Raw genomic sequence first — 14946 nt, forward strand, 5'->3', positions numbered from 1 at the left:
CAAGACCGTAGGCGGCATGACTGAGATCATGTATCGCGGCATCGAACGCGTCCGGTCGCGGTTCATCCTGACAATGGCAGCCAACAATCTGGCACGACTGCCCCGACTGCTCGCCGCCTGAGACCGAGGAACGACGGCCCGGCAGGGCACACAGCCCCGGAAATTCTCGGAAACGGAAGATCCTTCCCGTCGGCCGACTATTTCAGCGGCCTGTTAGAGGCGTAACCTCATACTGCCCGTTTACCTCGCGGCTTCCGAGTGTCTGAATCGTCCCGGCCTGGTTGAACACGACAATATTGTTCGGGTCCAGCGTGTCGTCCAGGCTGACGATGACCTTGTACTCGGCGATCGTGGCGCTCCCGACCGCCGCATCAACTGCCGCAGTCGTATTATTTGTACTACCCAACAGCGTATAATTTGTGCCATCGAAGTAGTAAATATATTTGGTGGTTCCCGCTATATCGCGGCCCTATACTTCTACTAGTTGGTCGGCCATACCGATACCCTTTTTTACTATTTAAAACCGAGCGTATACGGAAGATGTACTTATGCTATACGCGCGCATTACTGGCGATTGCAAAGTATCTCGCTGTAGTTTCACACGGATTAATTTCACCACTCTGGATTGGAAAAAACGATGCGCCTGCAAAAAAAGAGGCGTCCTGGTGCGTCGCGCTATCGAGGTACCGGCAGGGCGTGCCCACGGTTGTGTAGCGCAGCTGCCTCGTTTGGGGGCACGGTTGCGAAAGGCGGGGAGCAGGGTGTTCGGGCTATCGATGAGGTGCTACCAGGACAAGTCGCCGTGCACGCTCGCTAGTGGAGCGAATTTGACATTTGAGTCCCGGTTGCTGAAAGCTCTCGCTCAAATGTCAAATTCGCTCCACTAGAGACTGAGATTTGAACTTGAGGGCCGTGGGCCGCGCTACACACAACAGCTCTGGACGGTACTGACTTTGCTCTTCTACTACAGATAGGGTATAAAAACCGTAAACTACCTAAAATTGCAAACTGTCGGCGCAGCAGACCAAGTTTCGTTGTACTTCAATAAAACCGGGATGCAGTATAGGTTGAGTTCGCTCCCAATACCGAGGTGAACTGCCTTCCGTGCTGCATGTTGCTGTTGCGGGCACCACACATCTGGTTCGGCCGCGCGACTTCCACGCCGCGCAGCAGATAGGGGCAGACCTTATGCCCCGGCTCCGGCTTCGTCGTGCGCGGACGCCGGTACAGCGCCTCGATCCCCAACCGCTATCACGCTGCCGCACGCATCCCCAACGTCTTGCGCACTTCCACGCGCAGCAGGTCGATCGGCGCGAGCCCGTCCGTCGGCTTCTCGAAATGCCAGAAGGTCCAGCCGTTGCACGCGCCGCGCCCCTGCGCCTTCGCGCCGACCGCGTGAATGGAGCCGCGCGTCCCGTTCCACATCAGCGACGCGTCCGCCATCACCTGCGCGCGGATTTCCGCCTTCGCGTCGAACAGCACATCGCCCGGCCGCAGCATGCCGCGTTCCAGCACCATTCCGAAGGGCACACGCGGCTCGGCGCGCTTCGAGGTGATGAGCGCGGCTGCCTTCTCGTCGCACGGCTCGATGGCGTCTATGCGCGCGCCGGCCGCCGCCACGTAATCCGGGTCGCGCTCGATACCGATGAAGCGACGCCGCAACAGCTTCGCCACCGCGCCCGTGGTGCCGGTGCCGAAGAACGGGTCGAGCACGAGGTCGCCGGGCTTCGTCGTCGCCATCAGCACGCGCGCGAGGAGCGCCTCGGGTTTCTGCGTCGGATGCGCCTTGCGGCCGCCATCGTCGCGCAGCCGCTCCGGGCCGGAGCAGATCGGGATGAGCCAGTCCGAGCGCATTTGCAGGTCGTCGTTGAACGCCTTCATCGAGTCATAGTTGAACGTCGGGCGCGCCTTCTCGTCGCGCGCCGCCCAGATCAGCGTCTCATGCGCGTTGGTGAAGCGCGTGCCCTTGAAGTTCGGCATCGGGTTCGTCTTCAGCCAGATGACGTCGTTCATCAGCCAGAAGCCGAGGTCTTGCAGCGCCGTGCCGAGCCGGAAAATGTTGTGATAGGTGCCGATCACCCAAAGCGCGCCGTTCGGCTTCAGGATGCGGCGGCACTCGGCGAGCCAGGCGCGGCTGAAATGGTCATAGGTGGCGAAATCCGCGAAGCGGTCCCACGCGTGGTCTACGCCGTCGACGCGCGTGTTGTTGGGGCGGAGCAATTCGCCGCCAAGCTGGAGATTGTAAGGCGGATCGGCGAAGACGAGGTCGACCGAGGCGGACGGCATGCGCCGCAGGATGTCGAGGCAATCGCCCTGAAGAATACCTTCCGCGGCAAGGGGCGCCGCCCCGCCGGACACAACACAAGAACGCATGACTCACCACTGCAACGGATACCGGAACACGTGGGAATTTAGCAGAATCCGACGCAAAAAGGGTTAACGAGATGGGGAAAGCGCGCGGCGCTTTTGCGAGCAACAGTTACATGTTAAAGGGAAGTGGCTTAACAGAAGGCATGGCTTGCAGGTATCTTGAAAGCAGGAAGGTTGCTTTCCAAATTGTTGATGCGCCGGTTAAACCGAGAAAAAATTGACGCCGCCCAGCGCTCACAGTAGGCGCCCCATAACTTCGGATGTGAAATCTCTCACTTTGGATCATCTCAGATATGAACCTGGATAGATATTCGACAGACAGACTGCAGAGACTTTCAAATCTGAAAAATGTCGGAGCGAAGCAAATATTTGTGAGCGAACGCGTTATTCGCGATCTTCCGATGGAAAAGGTATTTATTCAAGGCGCCGGTTCGAGGAAGCTTCTATCAGCCATACCATTTCATGAGAATGTCTATTGCACTGTTTGTCCGGTTTGCATTGACAAGAAAAATTCAATAACTCTGATAAAATTAGGCGATATTATAGTTGACGTACCCAGCGAATCGCATGAGAGATTGCTATCCAAAGCAAACGGAGAAGCAATCATGCCAAGCAGCACTTATGCGGTTTTTCGGGATGCTGTCCTAAAGAGGAAGCAGGTCGTCTGCATGTACCAAGGGTACGAACGGCAGCTTTGTCCGCACGTTCTCGGCTATAAAGACGGCCGTGAAAAAGTGCTGTCGTTCCAGTTTGGCGGCGGTAGTAGCAAGGGTCTGCCCCATGGTGGGCAATGGCGCTGCATGTTTTTGGAGGAAATCACCGACGCCAGAGCGCAGGACGGCGATTGGTACACAGGGACAGGGCATAGTAGGATACAAACCTGTGTTGATGACGTTGACGTAGAGGTTGCCTTTTAGGCTCAATACTTCATAGCCGCGTATTCTCTGGCGCGCTCCTCGGAGTCCGGTCCATAAAATACGGCGGAGTAGACAGCTCCTTCGTGCTCATTGTCGACCACCTCGACCGACCAAACGCCGGGAGCGTCATGCCTTTCGACGATGGAAATCTGCATTTTCGCGTCTCCGCGTTCTTTTATATCCTGATTCATAGACTTCTCCCTTAAGTTGATTGGGGAATGATCTCGTGACCAAGCCGTTCCAATATGCGTAACCGCTCATGGTCTCGAGATTAAAAAACCCGCTATTTGCGGGTCTTTTTGGTCTTTGGCTCAGGCTCTTTCGTAGGCTTCGGCGTCTTTGGCGGCACTATCTTGCCGAAGGCGCGCTCGAAGGCTTCGCCTGTCTCGTCCGCTTCGAGTTCCCGCGCGGTTTGACGGAAGCGCTCACTTTGTTCTTTAGATTCAATCTTCTTCATCGTGAAGCTCCAGCGCCTCCGCGTCTAAGTTGCCATCCTTATAAGAGAAGATATCCAACTGCGGAGGCGTCTGAGGATCGGGCGGCAACGGAAGTTCATGCAGTCCGCAAACCCTCAGACCGGCCTGCTTGGCAAAGTTCATAAGCACCCTGTCGCAGGCATAAAGCACCTGAACGCCAGCCATTTTGCATATGGAGACAATCTGTCTGTCTACTTTTATCTTCTGATACGGAGCCTCGCTCTTCGCCGTTTTGTTGCCTTCTGCGATTGCGCGCCTATTGATTTCTGACAGTTCAATCGCCGCGATTTCATCAAACGGCCTGATGTCAAAAAACTCAGATTTTTGAAGGAGATGGATATATCCCAATCCTTCCTTTCCGGTTCGAACGAGAACTTCGCTCAGAACCGGAGTTGGTATCACAATCTTCCTATTCGCCTGCTGCAACGTCGCGAGAAGGTGGTCAACCCGATCTTTAGCACGGGGAATAGGCTTGCCCGTAACAGGGTCACACGGGCTCTTGGCTTCAGGATGAAGCACCAATGTTAAAACACTGGCATCCATCCCATCCATTAATCATTCCCTTCATCTAAAATGCTCCCGATTGGGTCATCAACCCAATCCGCCTTCACCTTCCGCAAGGCTGCAACAACATCCAATAAGGATTCATCGGACATTTTATCGAAGGAGTCGACATGGAAACTATCCATTGCCCACTGTCCTGTCGCGGACAGGCTCCAACTGCCACGCCCCCAGAGCCTGACAGGCTCAAAGAGGTGCCCACTTATTTCCTTCGCCAAGTCTCTTTTCGCGTAACATCCGCTTATGGTGCTACCATCTAAAGTTCTAAGCTGGATCGGGACCATAGCCTTGGCTCCGCCAATCCGTTGCAGCCTACCGTCGACCTTTCCATGTTGCTGCACACCCTTAAGGAGAGGGGGTAATTCGGATATTCCAGGAAATGGAATGATCTCAGCGCTCTTTTCTCCGTCAACCTCAACAAGGCTCGCTCCGGTCTTATCCTCCTTGAGCATCCTGTTGATGTTTCTATAGCTCTGCATGGAGGCTATTGGCGCGACGCCGCGACGTATTTCGTCGCTTCGTCTCTTGATATCAGGCAAGCCACTTTCGTCGATACGAAGCACAGGAACCGTGCTTCCACTCTCGACGCGAAGCAAATGCATCTGCTGCGGCTTACCCAAAAGCGTAGCCAATTCAGTAAGATATTTGGTCAAGCGGTCAAGCGGCATAGTCTCAGCCGTATACGCCTTGATCTCCCATCTAACTTCGCTGTGCTTGTTCATGGGGACGAATCTTAATTGATGACCGATTCGCCGTCCAGCGACGAGTCCCGGTACTTCAAACGCTTTCCCTGAATGCCAAGCAACGCCTTGGTTGCCCGTTCGCCATCATTCACACCCTTCGCGACGCGGTTGTTGTAGCGAAAATCGAATTCGGCGAGATAGCGATGCAGATGCTTCTCGTCGCAGTGCTGGTACACGCCCTTCATGCCGCGCTTGAAAATGGAGAAGTAGCCTTCCAGCGTGTTCACATGGACGGAGCCGCGAACGTATTCGTCCTTGCCGTGCTCCACGGTGAAGTGGTGCTTAAACTCCTTGCCGATCTTGCCGTAGATCGCGGCCTCGTCCGTCATCAGCATGCTTTCCTTGCGAAGGTTCGCGTCGATGATCGGCTTCACATTGGCCGTGTCCGCCTTGTCGATCACGAAGGAGCGGATTTCGCCGCCGCGTTCGATCAGAGAAAGCGCCGCTTGCTTGTGAGCATAGCCGCGAGCGTTCGGATGCTTCACCGCGCCTTCCTTCTTGCCGATGAAGGTTTCGTCCGCTTCCACGATGGAGCCGGGGCCGCCCATCGGGGCAAGGCTTCCGCTCCGCATCGCTTCGCGAATGCGATGGCTCATGAACCAAGCCGTCTTCAGCGTCACGCCGAGCGTGCGGTGAAGCTGGTTGGAGCTGATGCCCTTCTTGCTGGAGCACATGAGATAGATCGCCTGAAGCCAGATGTGCATTTTAACGTGGCTGTCTTCGAAGATCGTACCAACCTTTACCGTGAAAGGCTTGCGGCAAGCATAGCACTTATAGGTGCCAATGCGGGTGCTCTTGCCGCCCATCTTGCCGATGCGATCACCGCCTCCGCACTTCGGGCAAACCGGACCATTCGGCCAAACGTGAGCCTCAACCCAAGCGTAGGCGGCTTCTTCGTCGTGCAGGTGTTCGGCGTTGAGTGCGGACATGGCTTTTCTCCAGTAAGATCAACTTACTAGAGTTCGCTGGGTACGTCAACTATAATATCGCCTAAAATTAGCTCGCGCCGGACTTGTTGTTCCTGTATTGCTATCAGATTATGAACAATATAATGATTATTTTTGCAAAGGAATCCGGGGAATTGATCATATATCGGCTCACGAATTCGATTTTTTCTCCGAATTGCGCTGGCTTTCTGCATCTGATTCTCATATATGCCGCTCATGCGCTTGGAAAAAGATAAGCGAATCTCTTGATTCGATCAAAGCACAGCGCCGCGCGCGGTATGCACAAGAAAATTTGGAGGCAATATTTGATAATTCGTATCCATATATTAATAGGGATGAGCATATTTTTATGCTTGCAGAGAAAGCGATCAAAGATGGCAACTTACGCTACCTAGAGCAAATTCGAAACATAGCATTTACCCTTAAAGCATTTCGCTCAGCTGACATCCTGAATGCAACATTGATGCTAGATCCTGATGAAATTATTCCTGAAGAGGTAGCAATTATTAGTAAGGATCAACGTCAGTTGCGGACTCAGTTGAGATCGGAACTGCTCGAAGGTCTCGCGATCAACGTTCCGATCAATTTGCCGATCGACGATTATATTGATCTTATAAGGGAAGTTCGTCCTCAGATAAATGATTTGGTTCAGGAAGAAATCGCCTCACCGCCTCGAAGGGGGGCCGAGCACGCCATTACCATGATTAAGAAAAGGGTTATGGAAATCAATCGGCAGATTGAGCGTCTTGAGAGTTCCACACGTTACGCTGCGGTAAACGCCCTAGGAACGACTATTAAAGACAACCCCATTATGTTCGGGAGCATCCTCTCCGCAGCGGCCCTTGGCCTCGCAGGTAGCCTGATCGGTTGCTCAGCCACACTTGCTGGCGGTTACGCCGCTCGAAAAGTCGCGCGGTGGGCAAAATCATATCCGACAATTTCAAGTTCTGAAAGTAAGCGCTTTGGCCGCTTTCTACGACGAGATTTGCAGCCCGGCGTGGATACGCTTATTGCGAAATATATGGGTGTTGAGAGGTCAGCGGTTCGGGTTCTTAGCATTAGAAAACGCCTAATATCGCGGACCTAAGCCGCCTTCTTCATCCGCGGCCGCGTGCCGAAGCTCCTCTGCTCGATATAGTCGAGCACGAGGCCCGCGACATCGACGCCCGTGGTGCGCTCGATGCCTTCGAGGCCGGGCGAGGAGTTCACCTCCAGCAGCAGCGGCCCCTTGGACGAGCGCAGGATGTCCACGCCCGCGAATTTCAGCCCCAACCGGTGCGCGGCCTTGATCGCGAGCTTGCGCTCCTCGGCCGTGAGCTTCGCCTCGAAGGCAAGCCCGCCCTTGTGCAGGTTCGCGCGGAACTCGTCGCCAGCCGCGCGGCGCACCATGGCCGCGATCACCTTGCCGTCGAGCACGATGCAGCGCAGATCCTGCCCCGCCGCCTCGGAGACGAATTGCTGCACGAGGAAGCTCGTTTCGGTGCTGCGAAGCGCGTCGATCAGCGACACGGCCGATTTGCGGTTCTCGGCGAGCACCACGCCCTTGCCCTGCGTCGATTGCAGCAGCTTGATCACGAGCGGCGCGCCGCCCACCATCTTGATGAGGTCGTCGGTGTCGTGATGCGAGCTTGCGAACGCCGTGTCCGGCATCGGCAGCTTGTGCATCGCGAGAAGCTGATGCGCGAAAAGCTTGTCGCGGCTCTGCACGATGGATTGCGCGGAATTGAGCACGCACGCGCCCGTCATCTCGAACTGGCGCACGACGGCGGTGCCGTAGGCGGTGATCGACGCGCCGATGCGCGGGATGACGAAATCGTAGTCCGGCAGCGTCTTGCCTTCGTAATGGACCGCGCTCGCGATGGACTTGATGTTCATGTAGCAGCGCAGCGTGTTGATCGGCTCGATGACGTGATCGCGCTTCTCGGTTTCCTCGATCAGGCGGCGGTTCGAGACATTGCCGGGCTCCATGGTGAGGAGCGCGATGCGAAGCGAGCGCTTCTTCGGCTTGCCCGCCTGCTCGCCATACACGTCATAGGAAAGCTGCGCCTGACGATATTCCGACCATGGCAGGATTGTGGCGGACGCGCCTTCGAGCGCCGTGCGGCCGAGAAGCATGCGATGCGCCATGGTGTAGCGGTTCGAGAGCGAAATCTCGATCGGCCATTCGCGGTCGCCGATCTTGATCGGGGTTTCGATGATGAAGCGGTTTTCCGCCTGACCGTTGGAGCTGCGCACCATGCGCCGGTCGACGATCTTCGCCGTGCACCAGATTTCGATGTCGTCGCTGTAATCGGCGGGATGGACGCCGAAACGGACACGGGGCGCATCGATCGGCCCGAAGGTCTCGATCGAAAAGGCGTGCAGCGCGGAGGTGCGCGCGCCCGTGTCGATCTTGGCCTTCACCGCGGGCAACCCCAGTTCGGGAAGCGCAACCCATTCGCGCCAGCCTAAAACGAACGGCTCCATCGAAACCTTCTCCGGTTATGAGAATCGGTTGCTGTCTGTAATTTATATCAACGGCTTGCGCCTACCGCTGCACCGTCTTGCGACCGGGTGGGGAGAGCGCTCGGACTAACGCTATGTGCTTGTCACTTGTTCCGCGAATCGTTCGTAGGTGGAATGCTACGTAAGTCAGGCTGCGATTTTATGACAAGACGGAAAGGCTGTTCTCGGTCGAACCGCGGACGCGCAACGCGACTCTGGGAACGACCGAACGGGACTTCAAATAAGTGTCGCGATTTGGCGGTCTCGTCGAGTGTCGCGCTTTTTTATGCCAAAGATCAGCGGCATCGTGTCTTTTGCGCAACTTTGACAAAATCCGGCCCGACAAAAGGCGCAGCCAAAGCGCGCGACACCGGCCCGGCGCGTGACAGCGACTTCGCTCGCGGGCGCTTTCATTCACGCCAGAGGGAGAAGCCAATGGACACATCAACTCATATCCTCGTCGTCGACGATCACAAGGACATCCGCGACCTCCTCGCAAAATTTCTCGTCAAGCATGGCATGCGCGTGACGGTCGCGGCAGATGCGGCGGAGGCGCGGCGACATCTGAAGGCCGGCGCATTCGACCTCTTGGTGCTCGACATCATGATGCCGGGCGAGGACGGGCTTTCGCTGTGCCGCGACATTCGCGACAGCAACAGCGCCCCGATCATCTTCCTGACGGCCGTGGCGGAAGATACCGACCGCATCATCGGTCTCGAACTCGGCGCCGACGATTACGTCACGAAGCCCTTCAATCCGCGTGAACTCCTGGCGCGTATCCGCGCCGTCATCCGCCGCGCGCAGAGCATGCCGCCCAGCCGCGACACGCCGCCCGGCGAGCGGCTCAAGTTCGGACAGTTCATCTTCGACGCCGACCGGCGCGAACTGATCGACGCCAACCAGATGGCGACGCCGCTGTCCTATGGCGAGCATCTTCTGCTTGCCGCGTTCCTGCACCGGCCGAATGTGGTGTTGACGCGCGACCAGCTTCTCGACATCACGCGCGGACGGGCGGCCAACCTGTTCGACCGCAGCATCGACAATCAGGTAAGCCGACTGCGTCGCAAGATCGAGGAAGATCCGAAAGATCCGAAGATCATTCAGACCATATGGGGCGGGGGCTACAAATTCGTCGGCGCGGTCGAGCGCGTATAATGCGGATCTTTCCAAAAAGCCTGAAGGGGCAGCTGGTCGTCCTCGCCATCGCAGGGCTGCTTCTCGCGCAGGCCGTGGGGTATGTCGTCATCATCCGTGACCAGCAGTCCCGCATGATGAGGGACTGGCTCAACAGCATTTTCTCGCGCATCGAAACCGTCGCGGAAATTGTCGATACCACGCCGTCGCAATATCACGACACCATACTCAAGGCGGCAAATTCGCCCGTCGTCCAGTTTACGATCGACGATAAGGCACGTGCGCGAGAGACCGTCGGCGACGCTGAGGTTGAGCCTGCGGGCGCGCGCGATGTTTTCGGAAATCGGGCGAAGAAGGTCGTCGTCGCCTATTACGATCCCTTCCGCGCGGAATTTCGCCTCGGAACGCTCGCGCGCGGTTTCCAGCGTGTCTATGAACGTCTGCACGGGACGAGCGACACGAGGAGCCCTGCCAACTATCCTGTGTATGCGCGCGTTTCGTTGCCGCTCGAAAAGGGCACATGGCTGAATGTGGCCGTCAGACCTCGCGGCGCGCCCACGCACGCGCCGACCCTCTTCGTTCAGTTTGTTATCATGGCCGCAATTGGCGCCTTCGGCATCATGTTCATCATGATCCGCGTTGTGCGCCCGCTGAAGGAACTGGCGGACGCGGCCACAGCGCTCGGCAGGCGCGAATATACCGCGAAGCTCGAAGAAAAGGGCCCGACCGAAGTCGTCGAGACGATCCGCGCCTTCAACGACATGCAGGACAAGCTCTGCACTTTCATGCAGGAGCGGACGAAGATGCTGGCGGCGTTAAGCCACGATCTTCGCACGCCGATCACCAGCCTCAGGCTTCGCGCGGAATTCATCGAAGACGACGAAATGCGCCGGAAGATCCTCCAGACACTGGCCGAGATGTTCCAGATGACGGAATCCGCGCTCGCCTACGCCAAGGGCGGCGAACTGGAGGAGCTGGAAGAATCGCGGCTCGTGGATGTCGGCGCCCTCGTGTCGTCGGTGTGCGCCGACCTCGCGGACATGGGCGCTCCGGTCGAATGCAGCGACACGCCGAGCTTCAGCCTCCATTGTCGCGCTTTCGCCCTGAAACGCGCGTTGCGCAACATCGTGGTGAACGCGGTTGCCTACGGCACCCACGCGCGCGTCACAACGAAGCTCACGGGCAGCGAAGCCTTGATCGTAATTGAGGACGACGGTCCCGGCATCCCCGAAGACGATATGGAAAAGGTCTTCTCGCCTTTCGTTCGCCTCGAAAACTCCAGAAACGCCGACACGGGCGGCATGGGGCTCGGCCTCGCGATCGCGCGCGGCATCGTCCGTTTTCACGGCGGCGACGTCATCCTGAAGAACCGGCCCGAGGGGGGCCTCCGCGTGACCATCGCCCTGCCGGGCGCGTCGGTCATCGAGAAGCCCTCGACGGCACTGCTTGAGCCCGCGCGGGCTTAGAGCCCGTTCCGACATTTGCATCCGCTTGCAGCACGCTCGCGAGCAGATGTCGGAATCGCGCGGACTACTCGCAACCTACTGTTTCCATTACAGTTTCTTAATTTTACATTCGAGCGAGATCTGGCGGCAACCGGAACTTGAATGTCAAGTTCGCTCCGCCGGCGCCTCACGCTTGGCATAAGCGTCACATGCGATAAACGGCGGCGGTTGCGGTCTGCCATCAAGAGGATGTGATGTACCAGTTTTCTTATTCTTTCATCTGCGAGGAACAAGCCTCGCAGGATGTCCCGACCGCGCGCAGACTGGCAGACGCCCTCGAATTGTTCGACATCACGAACGGCGCCGATACGCCTTTGCATCATCGTCAGGAGGCTCTGTCCGAGTTCCGGCGGATCTGGATTTCCGTTGCCGACAATGTCGCCGAGGCGGACGACGCGCGGCACGATGCGGCAGAAGTCAGAAGCGCCGTTCTCGAAGAGGTGGAGCGCCGTCGCTTTTCGCGCGCCAGAAGGATGCTGGCATCGCGTTTTTTTTCCGCGAGCGGCGCCCAATGACGACAGAGGGTGCATTCTTTGCCGAAAGCGCCCCGGATCCGGAAGCGGACTTCGCCGCCATGGAAAGAGTTCTGGGCGCCGCATTTGCCGGCTTCGCCTCGGAACTCCGTCTCGTCGATGCGCTCGACTTTGCCGCTTTCATCCGCATCGGCCAGATGGCGAACCTCAGGAGCCTGGTTCACTCCTCGGCCGAACCCTATTTCAAGCCGGGGACGATCGAACTGTGTGAACTCGGACAAGCTCTGCTTTCGTGGACTGAGCCACCGGAAATCCTCCTGCCGATGATGTTCCGGCACGCGCGGGTTCGCGTCTACTTCCGTCTGAGGCTGGCGGCTCGATCAGCATCGGTCGAACTCGAATCCGTTGCTATCGAGGACGACGACAGCGGCAGACTCGAAGACAGGTTGAAGCATGCGCTCGAGACGGCGGCAAATGACCGGCGGCGACCTCTCGCAGGCAGCGCTACCGATGTTGCTACCTAAGGTCGCATATGAACCGGCGCGTTCCATTTACCATCGGCAGGAATTGACGCCAAGGACGCCAATTACGATAATCCAACTACAATCATGAGTGGTTGTCCCTGCCTCTCGGCCGGTTCTCATGCATTTGCCTAAAGTTTTTATAAAGTTTTCTTCAATGGCCGGTACTATGTTGACAGAGGCCGAGCCGTACGTATGAAAAATCGGCATAAGAGTTGCGCCCTGGTAGTCAAAAAATGAAGACGGTGAACAGGCGTGCCTGGCAGTTTGAACGGCGCATTGTCACGATCATGGCAACCGACGTGGCGGATTATTGCCGCCACATGGCAGCGGACGACGAACTGACATTGTCGCGCTTTCTAGCCTATCGCCAGGTCACCGAGCATGTCATCCGCTCGAACCGGGGCCGCATGTTCGGCGTCGCGGGCGATTCATGGATGGCCGAGTTTCCGCTCCCCCTCGACGCGGTGCGAGCTGCGATCGAGACGCAGCGCGCCATCGAGCGGCGCAATTTCCTCCTGCCGGAAGAAAACCGCATCCGCCTTCGGATCGGCCTCCATATGGGCGATGTCATGGTGGATACGTCTGGCCTTTTTGGCGACGAGGTAAACATCGCGGCACGGTTGCAGCAGATCTGCGCGCCCGGTCATCTCATGCTCTCGGAAGCGGTGTTCCATTCCGTTGAAAGCCAGATCGATGTCTCTTTCAACGCGCTCGGACCGCGTCAACTGAAGAACATCTTCGCTCCGGTCTCGGCATTCTCCGTAAATCCCGGCGTCACAAACGGCGAAACTGGGAACGTTTCGCGCGACGCAGCGATCGAGCAAGCGCAGCGCCACGACCGCACATCCGCGCTCGCAGTTCTGCCCTTCCATGTCCACGGGGACGGCCCAGCGGATGAATTCGGCGGTGAGGCCTTCGCAGGTTCCCTCATCAACGGTCTTTCACGGCTGCGCTGGCTTCCCGTTCTCTCGCAGTGGTCCAGCTTGCGGTTCATGTCCGGTCGGCATGGTCCCTGCGAGATCGGGCGGGCGCTCGGCACGCGCTATCTCGTGACGGGTCGCCTGAAACTATCCGGGTCCGAGCTTCGCGTGACGATCAACCTGATCGATGCGGGCTGCGGTCACAACCTTTGGGGGCGCACGTTCGCGCTCGATCCTGCGTCGCCCGCCACCGCGCAGGACGACTTTACGACCGCGGCGGTCAGCGCCCTCGAAGTCGAACTCGAGCGCGCGGAGTTCGCCCGCCTCAGCGTGAAGAAGAAGGCAGACCTGAACGCGTGGGAACTGTCGCGCCGTGGCACCTGGCATCTCAAGAAACTGACCAGGGAGCACCTCGACATCGCGGTCGAGTGCTTCAGGGCGGCCGTTGAGCGCGATCCCGGTTCGAGCGAAGCGCTGATCCAGCTTGCCACCTGCGGGTTTGCGAAGATCTGGATGCACCGGCACGATGCCGCGCTCCTGCGGGAAACCGAAACCCTCGCGCGCAAGGCCTGCCTCCTCGATCCGCAAGACGCGCGCGTTTACCTCGTGATCGCCTTTCTGAAGCTGGTCACAAGAGCGCCGGAGCGAGCGCGTACCTATCTCCAGCGTTCGCTCGACCTCAATCCGAGCTTCGCCATGGCCCATTGCGGCATGGGAAGCAGCTACACGCTGGCGGGCGAACCTGCGAATGCGATCGCTCATTATCAGCGCGCGATGCGTCTCAGCCCGTGCGATCCGCTGACCTTTCACTTTCTCGGCGAAACCGCGCTCGCCTATCACCTCCTTGGGGAATGGGAAGCGGCGGTCGACCATGCCGAGCGCGCTCTCAATATTCGGGCGCGGTATCGGCTCGCCAAGGTCGTCCAGATCGCCACCCTTGGGCGAACCGGCGAGGTGGCGAAAGCGCGCGCCGAAGTGAAGGCGTGGTCTGGTGCTTTCCTTCATCGTGGGATCGAAAGGTTGCCATTTAGCGACGGACGCTGGAACAGCACCATTATCGAGGGGCTCAGGCTTGCGGGGTGCGATGCCGATGAATGCGAGCGGGAGAAATAGAACCGGCGAACCGTGCTCGGGTTCTTGCGGGCGCGCCTGTTCACAGAGAGCTTTCGGGCAAGGGAGCGCAGCCCTTGCCCTTTAGAATGGCCACTCTCAAGCGCTGCGAGATTCTGAGAGACCTTCCCGACGCGGTCGTCCGCGATGTCGCGCGCAGTTGCACCTGGCATTCCGTGCCGGCCGGCAAGCAGATCGTGATGGCCAACGAACGCACGCGAGACGTCTACTTCGTGACGAAGGGAAAACTTCGCGCACTTCTTTATTCGGCGGCGGAAGGAAAGCCCGTTCTGTTCGCAACCATAGGAGCGGAGGAAATGTTCGGCGAACTGTCGGCCCTCGACGGAGAGCCGCGTTCCGTCACCATCGAGGCGAGCAGCGATTGCATGCTTGCTGTCCTTTCAAAGGATCAGTTTCTGGGGCTGCTCAAGAGCCACCCGGAATTATCGCTTCTCATCATGAAGAAGCTCGCGGGAAAGGTCCGCACGCTTTCGGACAGGATCTTCGAATTCAGCACGTTGAGCGTTCAGGCGCGCGTACACGCGGAACTGTTGCGGCTTGCGATCCTCGCGGGCGAAAGGGATGGGCGGGCGCTGATTTCTCCCGCGCCTTTGCTCGCGGATTTCGCGGCGCGCATCAGCACCCATCGCGAGGCGGTATCGCGCGTGTTGAGCCGTATTCAGGATATGGGGATCGTCCGGCGCGAAGGGCCGGATTTGCACGTTCTCGACATGGAGAGATTGCGCGCGCTGCACCGGGACTCGCGCGGCGAGTAGCGGGGC

At 58.1% G+C, this 14946-nt stretch carries 16 protein-coding genes and 3 pseudogenes; 9 read left to right on the forward strand and 10 right to left on the reverse strand.

Annotated features, from left to right (window positions below):
• Positions 1 to 121: pseudogene (locus KKP04_RS12440) on the forward strand (IS5/IS1182 family transposase); the annotation flags it as partial.
• Between the two features lie 81 nt (positions 122 to 202).
• Here KKP04_RS12440 and KKP04_RS12445 read toward each other — a convergent pair.
• From KKP04_RS12445 to KKP04_RS12455, 3 genes and pseudogenes are all read right to left on the reverse strand, one after another.
• Positions 203 to 406, reverse strand: coding sequence for a hypothetical protein (locus KKP04_RS12445; RefSeq protein ID WP_215031765.1), 204 nt, complete (start codon positions 404 to 406; stop codon positions 203 to 205).
• A 728-nt stretch (positions 407 to 1134) separates the two neighbouring features.
• Positions 1135 to 1248, reverse strand: a pseudogene (locus KKP04_RS12450) (IS3 family transposase); the annotation flags it as partial.
• A 3-nt stretch (positions 1249 to 1251) separates the two neighbouring features.
• Entirely contained in the window at positions 1252 to 2373 is a 1122-nt protein-coding gene (locus KKP04_RS12455) for a site-specific DNA-methyltransferase (protein WP_215031768.1), read from the reverse strand.
• A gap of 290 nt (positions 2374 to 2663) precedes the next feature.
• Between KKP04_RS12455 and KKP04_RS15570 the strand changes: the two genes are divergently transcribed.
• Positions 2664 to 3287: a hypothetical protein gene (locus KKP04_RS15570; protein ID WP_251134092.1), complete on the forward strand. Its 624-nt coding sequence runs from the start codon at positions 2664 to 2666 to the stop codon at positions 3285 to 3287.
• A 2-nt stretch (positions 3288 to 3289) separates the two neighbouring features.
• Here the strand turns inward: KKP04_RS15570 and KKP04_RS12465 are convergent, their stop codons facing one another.
• From KKP04_RS12465 to KKP04_RS12485, 5 genes are all read right to left on the reverse strand, one after another.
• Positions 3290 to 3478, reverse strand: coding sequence for a hypothetical protein (locus tag KKP04_RS12465; RefSeq protein ID WP_215031771.1), 189 nt, complete (start codon positions 3476 to 3478; stop codon positions 3290 to 3292).
• Positions 3479 to 3570: 92 nt separating this feature from the next.
• Positions 3571 to 3744 (reverse strand): hypothetical protein, encoded by a 174-nt coding sequence (locus tag KKP04_RS12470; protein ID WP_215031774.1) that lies wholly within the window; start codon positions 3742 to 3744, stop codon positions 3571 to 3573.
• Positions 3731 to 4315, reverse strand: coding sequence for a hypothetical protein (locus KKP04_RS12475; protein ID WP_215031777.1), 585 nt, complete (start codon positions 4313 to 4315; stop codon positions 3731 to 3733). The genes KKP04_RS12470 and KKP04_RS12475 overlap by 14 nt, the downstream gene beginning before the upstream one ends.
• Positions 4315 to 5046: a hypothetical protein gene (locus tag KKP04_RS12480; RefSeq protein WP_215031780.1), complete on the reverse strand. Its 732-nt coding sequence runs from the start codon at positions 5044 to 5046 to the stop codon at positions 4315 to 4317. The genes KKP04_RS12475 and KKP04_RS12480 overlap by 1 nt, the downstream gene beginning before the upstream one ends.
• An 11-nt stretch (positions 5047 to 5057) precedes the next feature.
• Positions 5058 to 5996: an IS1595 family transposase gene (locus KKP04_RS12485; protein ID WP_215031783.1), complete on the reverse strand. Its 939-nt coding sequence runs from the start codon at positions 5994 to 5996 to the stop codon at positions 5058 to 5060.
• A 97-nt stretch (positions 5997 to 6093) separates the two neighbouring features.
• Here KKP04_RS12485 and KKP04_RS12490 point away from each other — a divergent pair, with 97 nt between their 5' ends.
• Positions 6094 to 7101 (forward strand): hypothetical protein, encoded by a 1008-nt coding sequence (locus tag KKP04_RS12490; protein ID WP_215031786.1) that lies wholly within the window; start codon positions 6094 to 6096, stop codon positions 7099 to 7101.
• Here the strand turns inward: KKP04_RS12490 and rimK are convergent.
• Together rimK and KKP04_RS15970 are read right to left on the reverse strand one after the other, a co-directional pair.
• On the reverse strand, positions 7098 to 8042 hold the full coding sequence (gene rimK, locus KKP04_RS12495) for a 30S ribosomal protein S6--L-glutamate ligase (protein WP_371818795.1): 945 nt from the start codon (positions 8040 to 8042) through the stop codon (positions 7098 to 7100). The two genes, KKP04_RS12490 and rimK, sit on opposite strands and share 4 nt — an antisense overlap.
• Positions 8043 to 8096: 54 nt before the next feature.
• Positions 8097 to 8480, reverse strand: a pseudogene (locus KKP04_RS15970) (ATP-dependent zinc protease); the annotation flags it as partial.
• 453 nt (positions 8481 to 8933) lie between these two features.
• Here KKP04_RS15970 and KKP04_RS12500 point away from each other — a divergent pair.
• The 6 genes from KKP04_RS12500 (at position 8934) to KKP04_RS12525 (ending at position 14940) form a co-directional block, all read left to right on the forward strand.
• On the forward strand, positions 8934 to 9653 hold the full coding sequence (locus tag KKP04_RS12500; RefSeq protein WP_215031792.1) for a response regulator: 720 nt from the start codon (positions 8934 to 8936) through the stop codon (positions 9651 to 9653).
• The gene (locus tag KKP04_RS12505; RefSeq protein WP_215031795.1) at positions 9653 to 11098 is read left to right on the forward strand and encodes an ATP-binding protein; all 1446 of its coding nucleotides are present in this window, start codon (positions 9653 to 9655) and stop codon (positions 11096 to 11098) included. Before KKP04_RS12500 ends, KKP04_RS12505 begins: the two co-directional genes overlap by 1 nt.
• Before the next feature lie 233 nt (positions 11099 to 11331).
• Complete coding sequence (locus KKP04_RS12510) at positions 11332 to 11652, forward strand: hypothetical protein (RefSeq protein WP_215031798.1); 321 nt, start codon at positions 11332 to 11334, stop codon at positions 11650 to 11652.
• The gene (locus KKP04_RS12515; protein ID WP_215031800.1) at positions 11649 to 12134 is read left to right on the forward strand and encodes a hypothetical protein; all 486 of its coding nucleotides are present in this window, start codon (positions 11649 to 11651) and stop codon (positions 12132 to 12134) included. The genes KKP04_RS12510 and KKP04_RS12515 overlap by 4 nt, the downstream gene beginning before the upstream one ends.
• Before the next feature lie 233 nt (positions 12135 to 12367).
• The gene (locus tag KKP04_RS12520; protein ID WP_215031803.1) at positions 12368 to 14167 is read left to right on the forward strand and encodes an adenylate/guanylate cyclase domain-containing protein; all 1800 of its coding nucleotides are present in this window, start codon (positions 12368 to 12370) and stop codon (positions 14165 to 14167) included.
• Between the two features lie 74 nt (positions 14168 to 14241).
• Positions 14242 to 14940, forward strand: coding sequence for a Crp/Fnr family transcriptional regulator (locus KKP04_RS12525; protein WP_215031806.1), 699 nt, complete (start codon positions 14242 to 14244; stop codon positions 14938 to 14940).
• Positions 14941 to 14946: the final 6 nt, after the last annotated feature.

The organism is Rhodomicrobium sp. Az07, from assembly GCF_018619475.1.
In the GTDB taxonomy this organism is placed as follows: Bacteria; Pseudomonadota; Alphaproteobacteria; order Rhizobiales; family Rhodomicrobiaceae; genus Rhodomicrobium.

What these genes read in the sequence shown, in the direction of transcription:
- KKP04_RS12480 (WP_215031780.1), bottom strand. Translation starts at nt 5,046, where the DNA reads ATGAACAAGCACAGCGAAGTTAGATGGGAGATCAAGGCGTATACGGCT.
- KKP04_RS12465 (WP_215031771.1), bottom strand. Translation starts at nt 3,478, where the DNA reads ATGAATCAGGATATAAAAGAACGCGGAGACGCGAAAATGCAGATTTCC.
- KKP04_RS12500 (WP_215031792.1), top strand. Translation starts at nt 8,934, where the DNA reads ATGGACACATCAACTCATATCCTCGTCGTCGACGATCACAAGGACATC.
- KKP04_RS12470 (WP_215031774.1), bottom strand. Translation starts at nt 3,744, where the DNA reads ATGAAGAAGATTGAATCTAAAGAACAAAGTGAGCGCTTCCGTCAAACC.
- KKP04_RS12510 (WP_215031798.1), top strand. Translation starts at nt 11,332, where the DNA reads ATGTACCAGTTTTCTTATTCTTTCATCTGCGAGGAACAAGCCTCGCAG.
- KKP04_RS15570 (WP_251134092.1), top strand. Translation starts at nt 2,664, where the DNA reads ATGAACCTGGATAGATATTCGACAGACAGACTGCAGAGACTTTCAAAT.
- KKP04_RS12475 (WP_215031777.1), bottom strand. Translation starts at nt 4,315, where the DNA reads ATGGATGGGATGGATGCCAGTGTTTTAACATTGGTGCTTCATCCTGAA.
- KKP04_RS12455 (WP_215031768.1), bottom strand. Translation starts at nt 2,373, where the DNA reads ATGCGTTCTTGTGTTGTGTCCGGCGGGGCGGCGCCCCTTGCCGCGGAA.
- KKP04_RS12515 (WP_215031800.1), top strand. Translation starts at nt 11,649, where the DNA reads ATGACGACAGAGGGTGCATTCTTTGCCGAAAGCGCCCCGGATCCGGAA.
- KKP04_RS12520 (WP_215031803.1), top strand. Translation starts at nt 12,368, where the DNA reads ATGAAGACGGTGAACAGGCGTGCCTGGCAGTTTGAACGGCGCATTGTC.
- KKP04_RS12485 (WP_215031783.1), bottom strand. Translation starts at nt 5,996, where the DNA reads ATGTCCGCACTCAACGCCGAACACCTGCACGACGAAGAAGCCGCCTAC.
- KKP04_RS12505 (WP_215031795.1), top strand. Translation starts at nt 9,653, where the DNA reads ATGCGGATCTTTCCAAAAAGCCTGAAGGGGCAGCTGGTCGTCCTCGCC.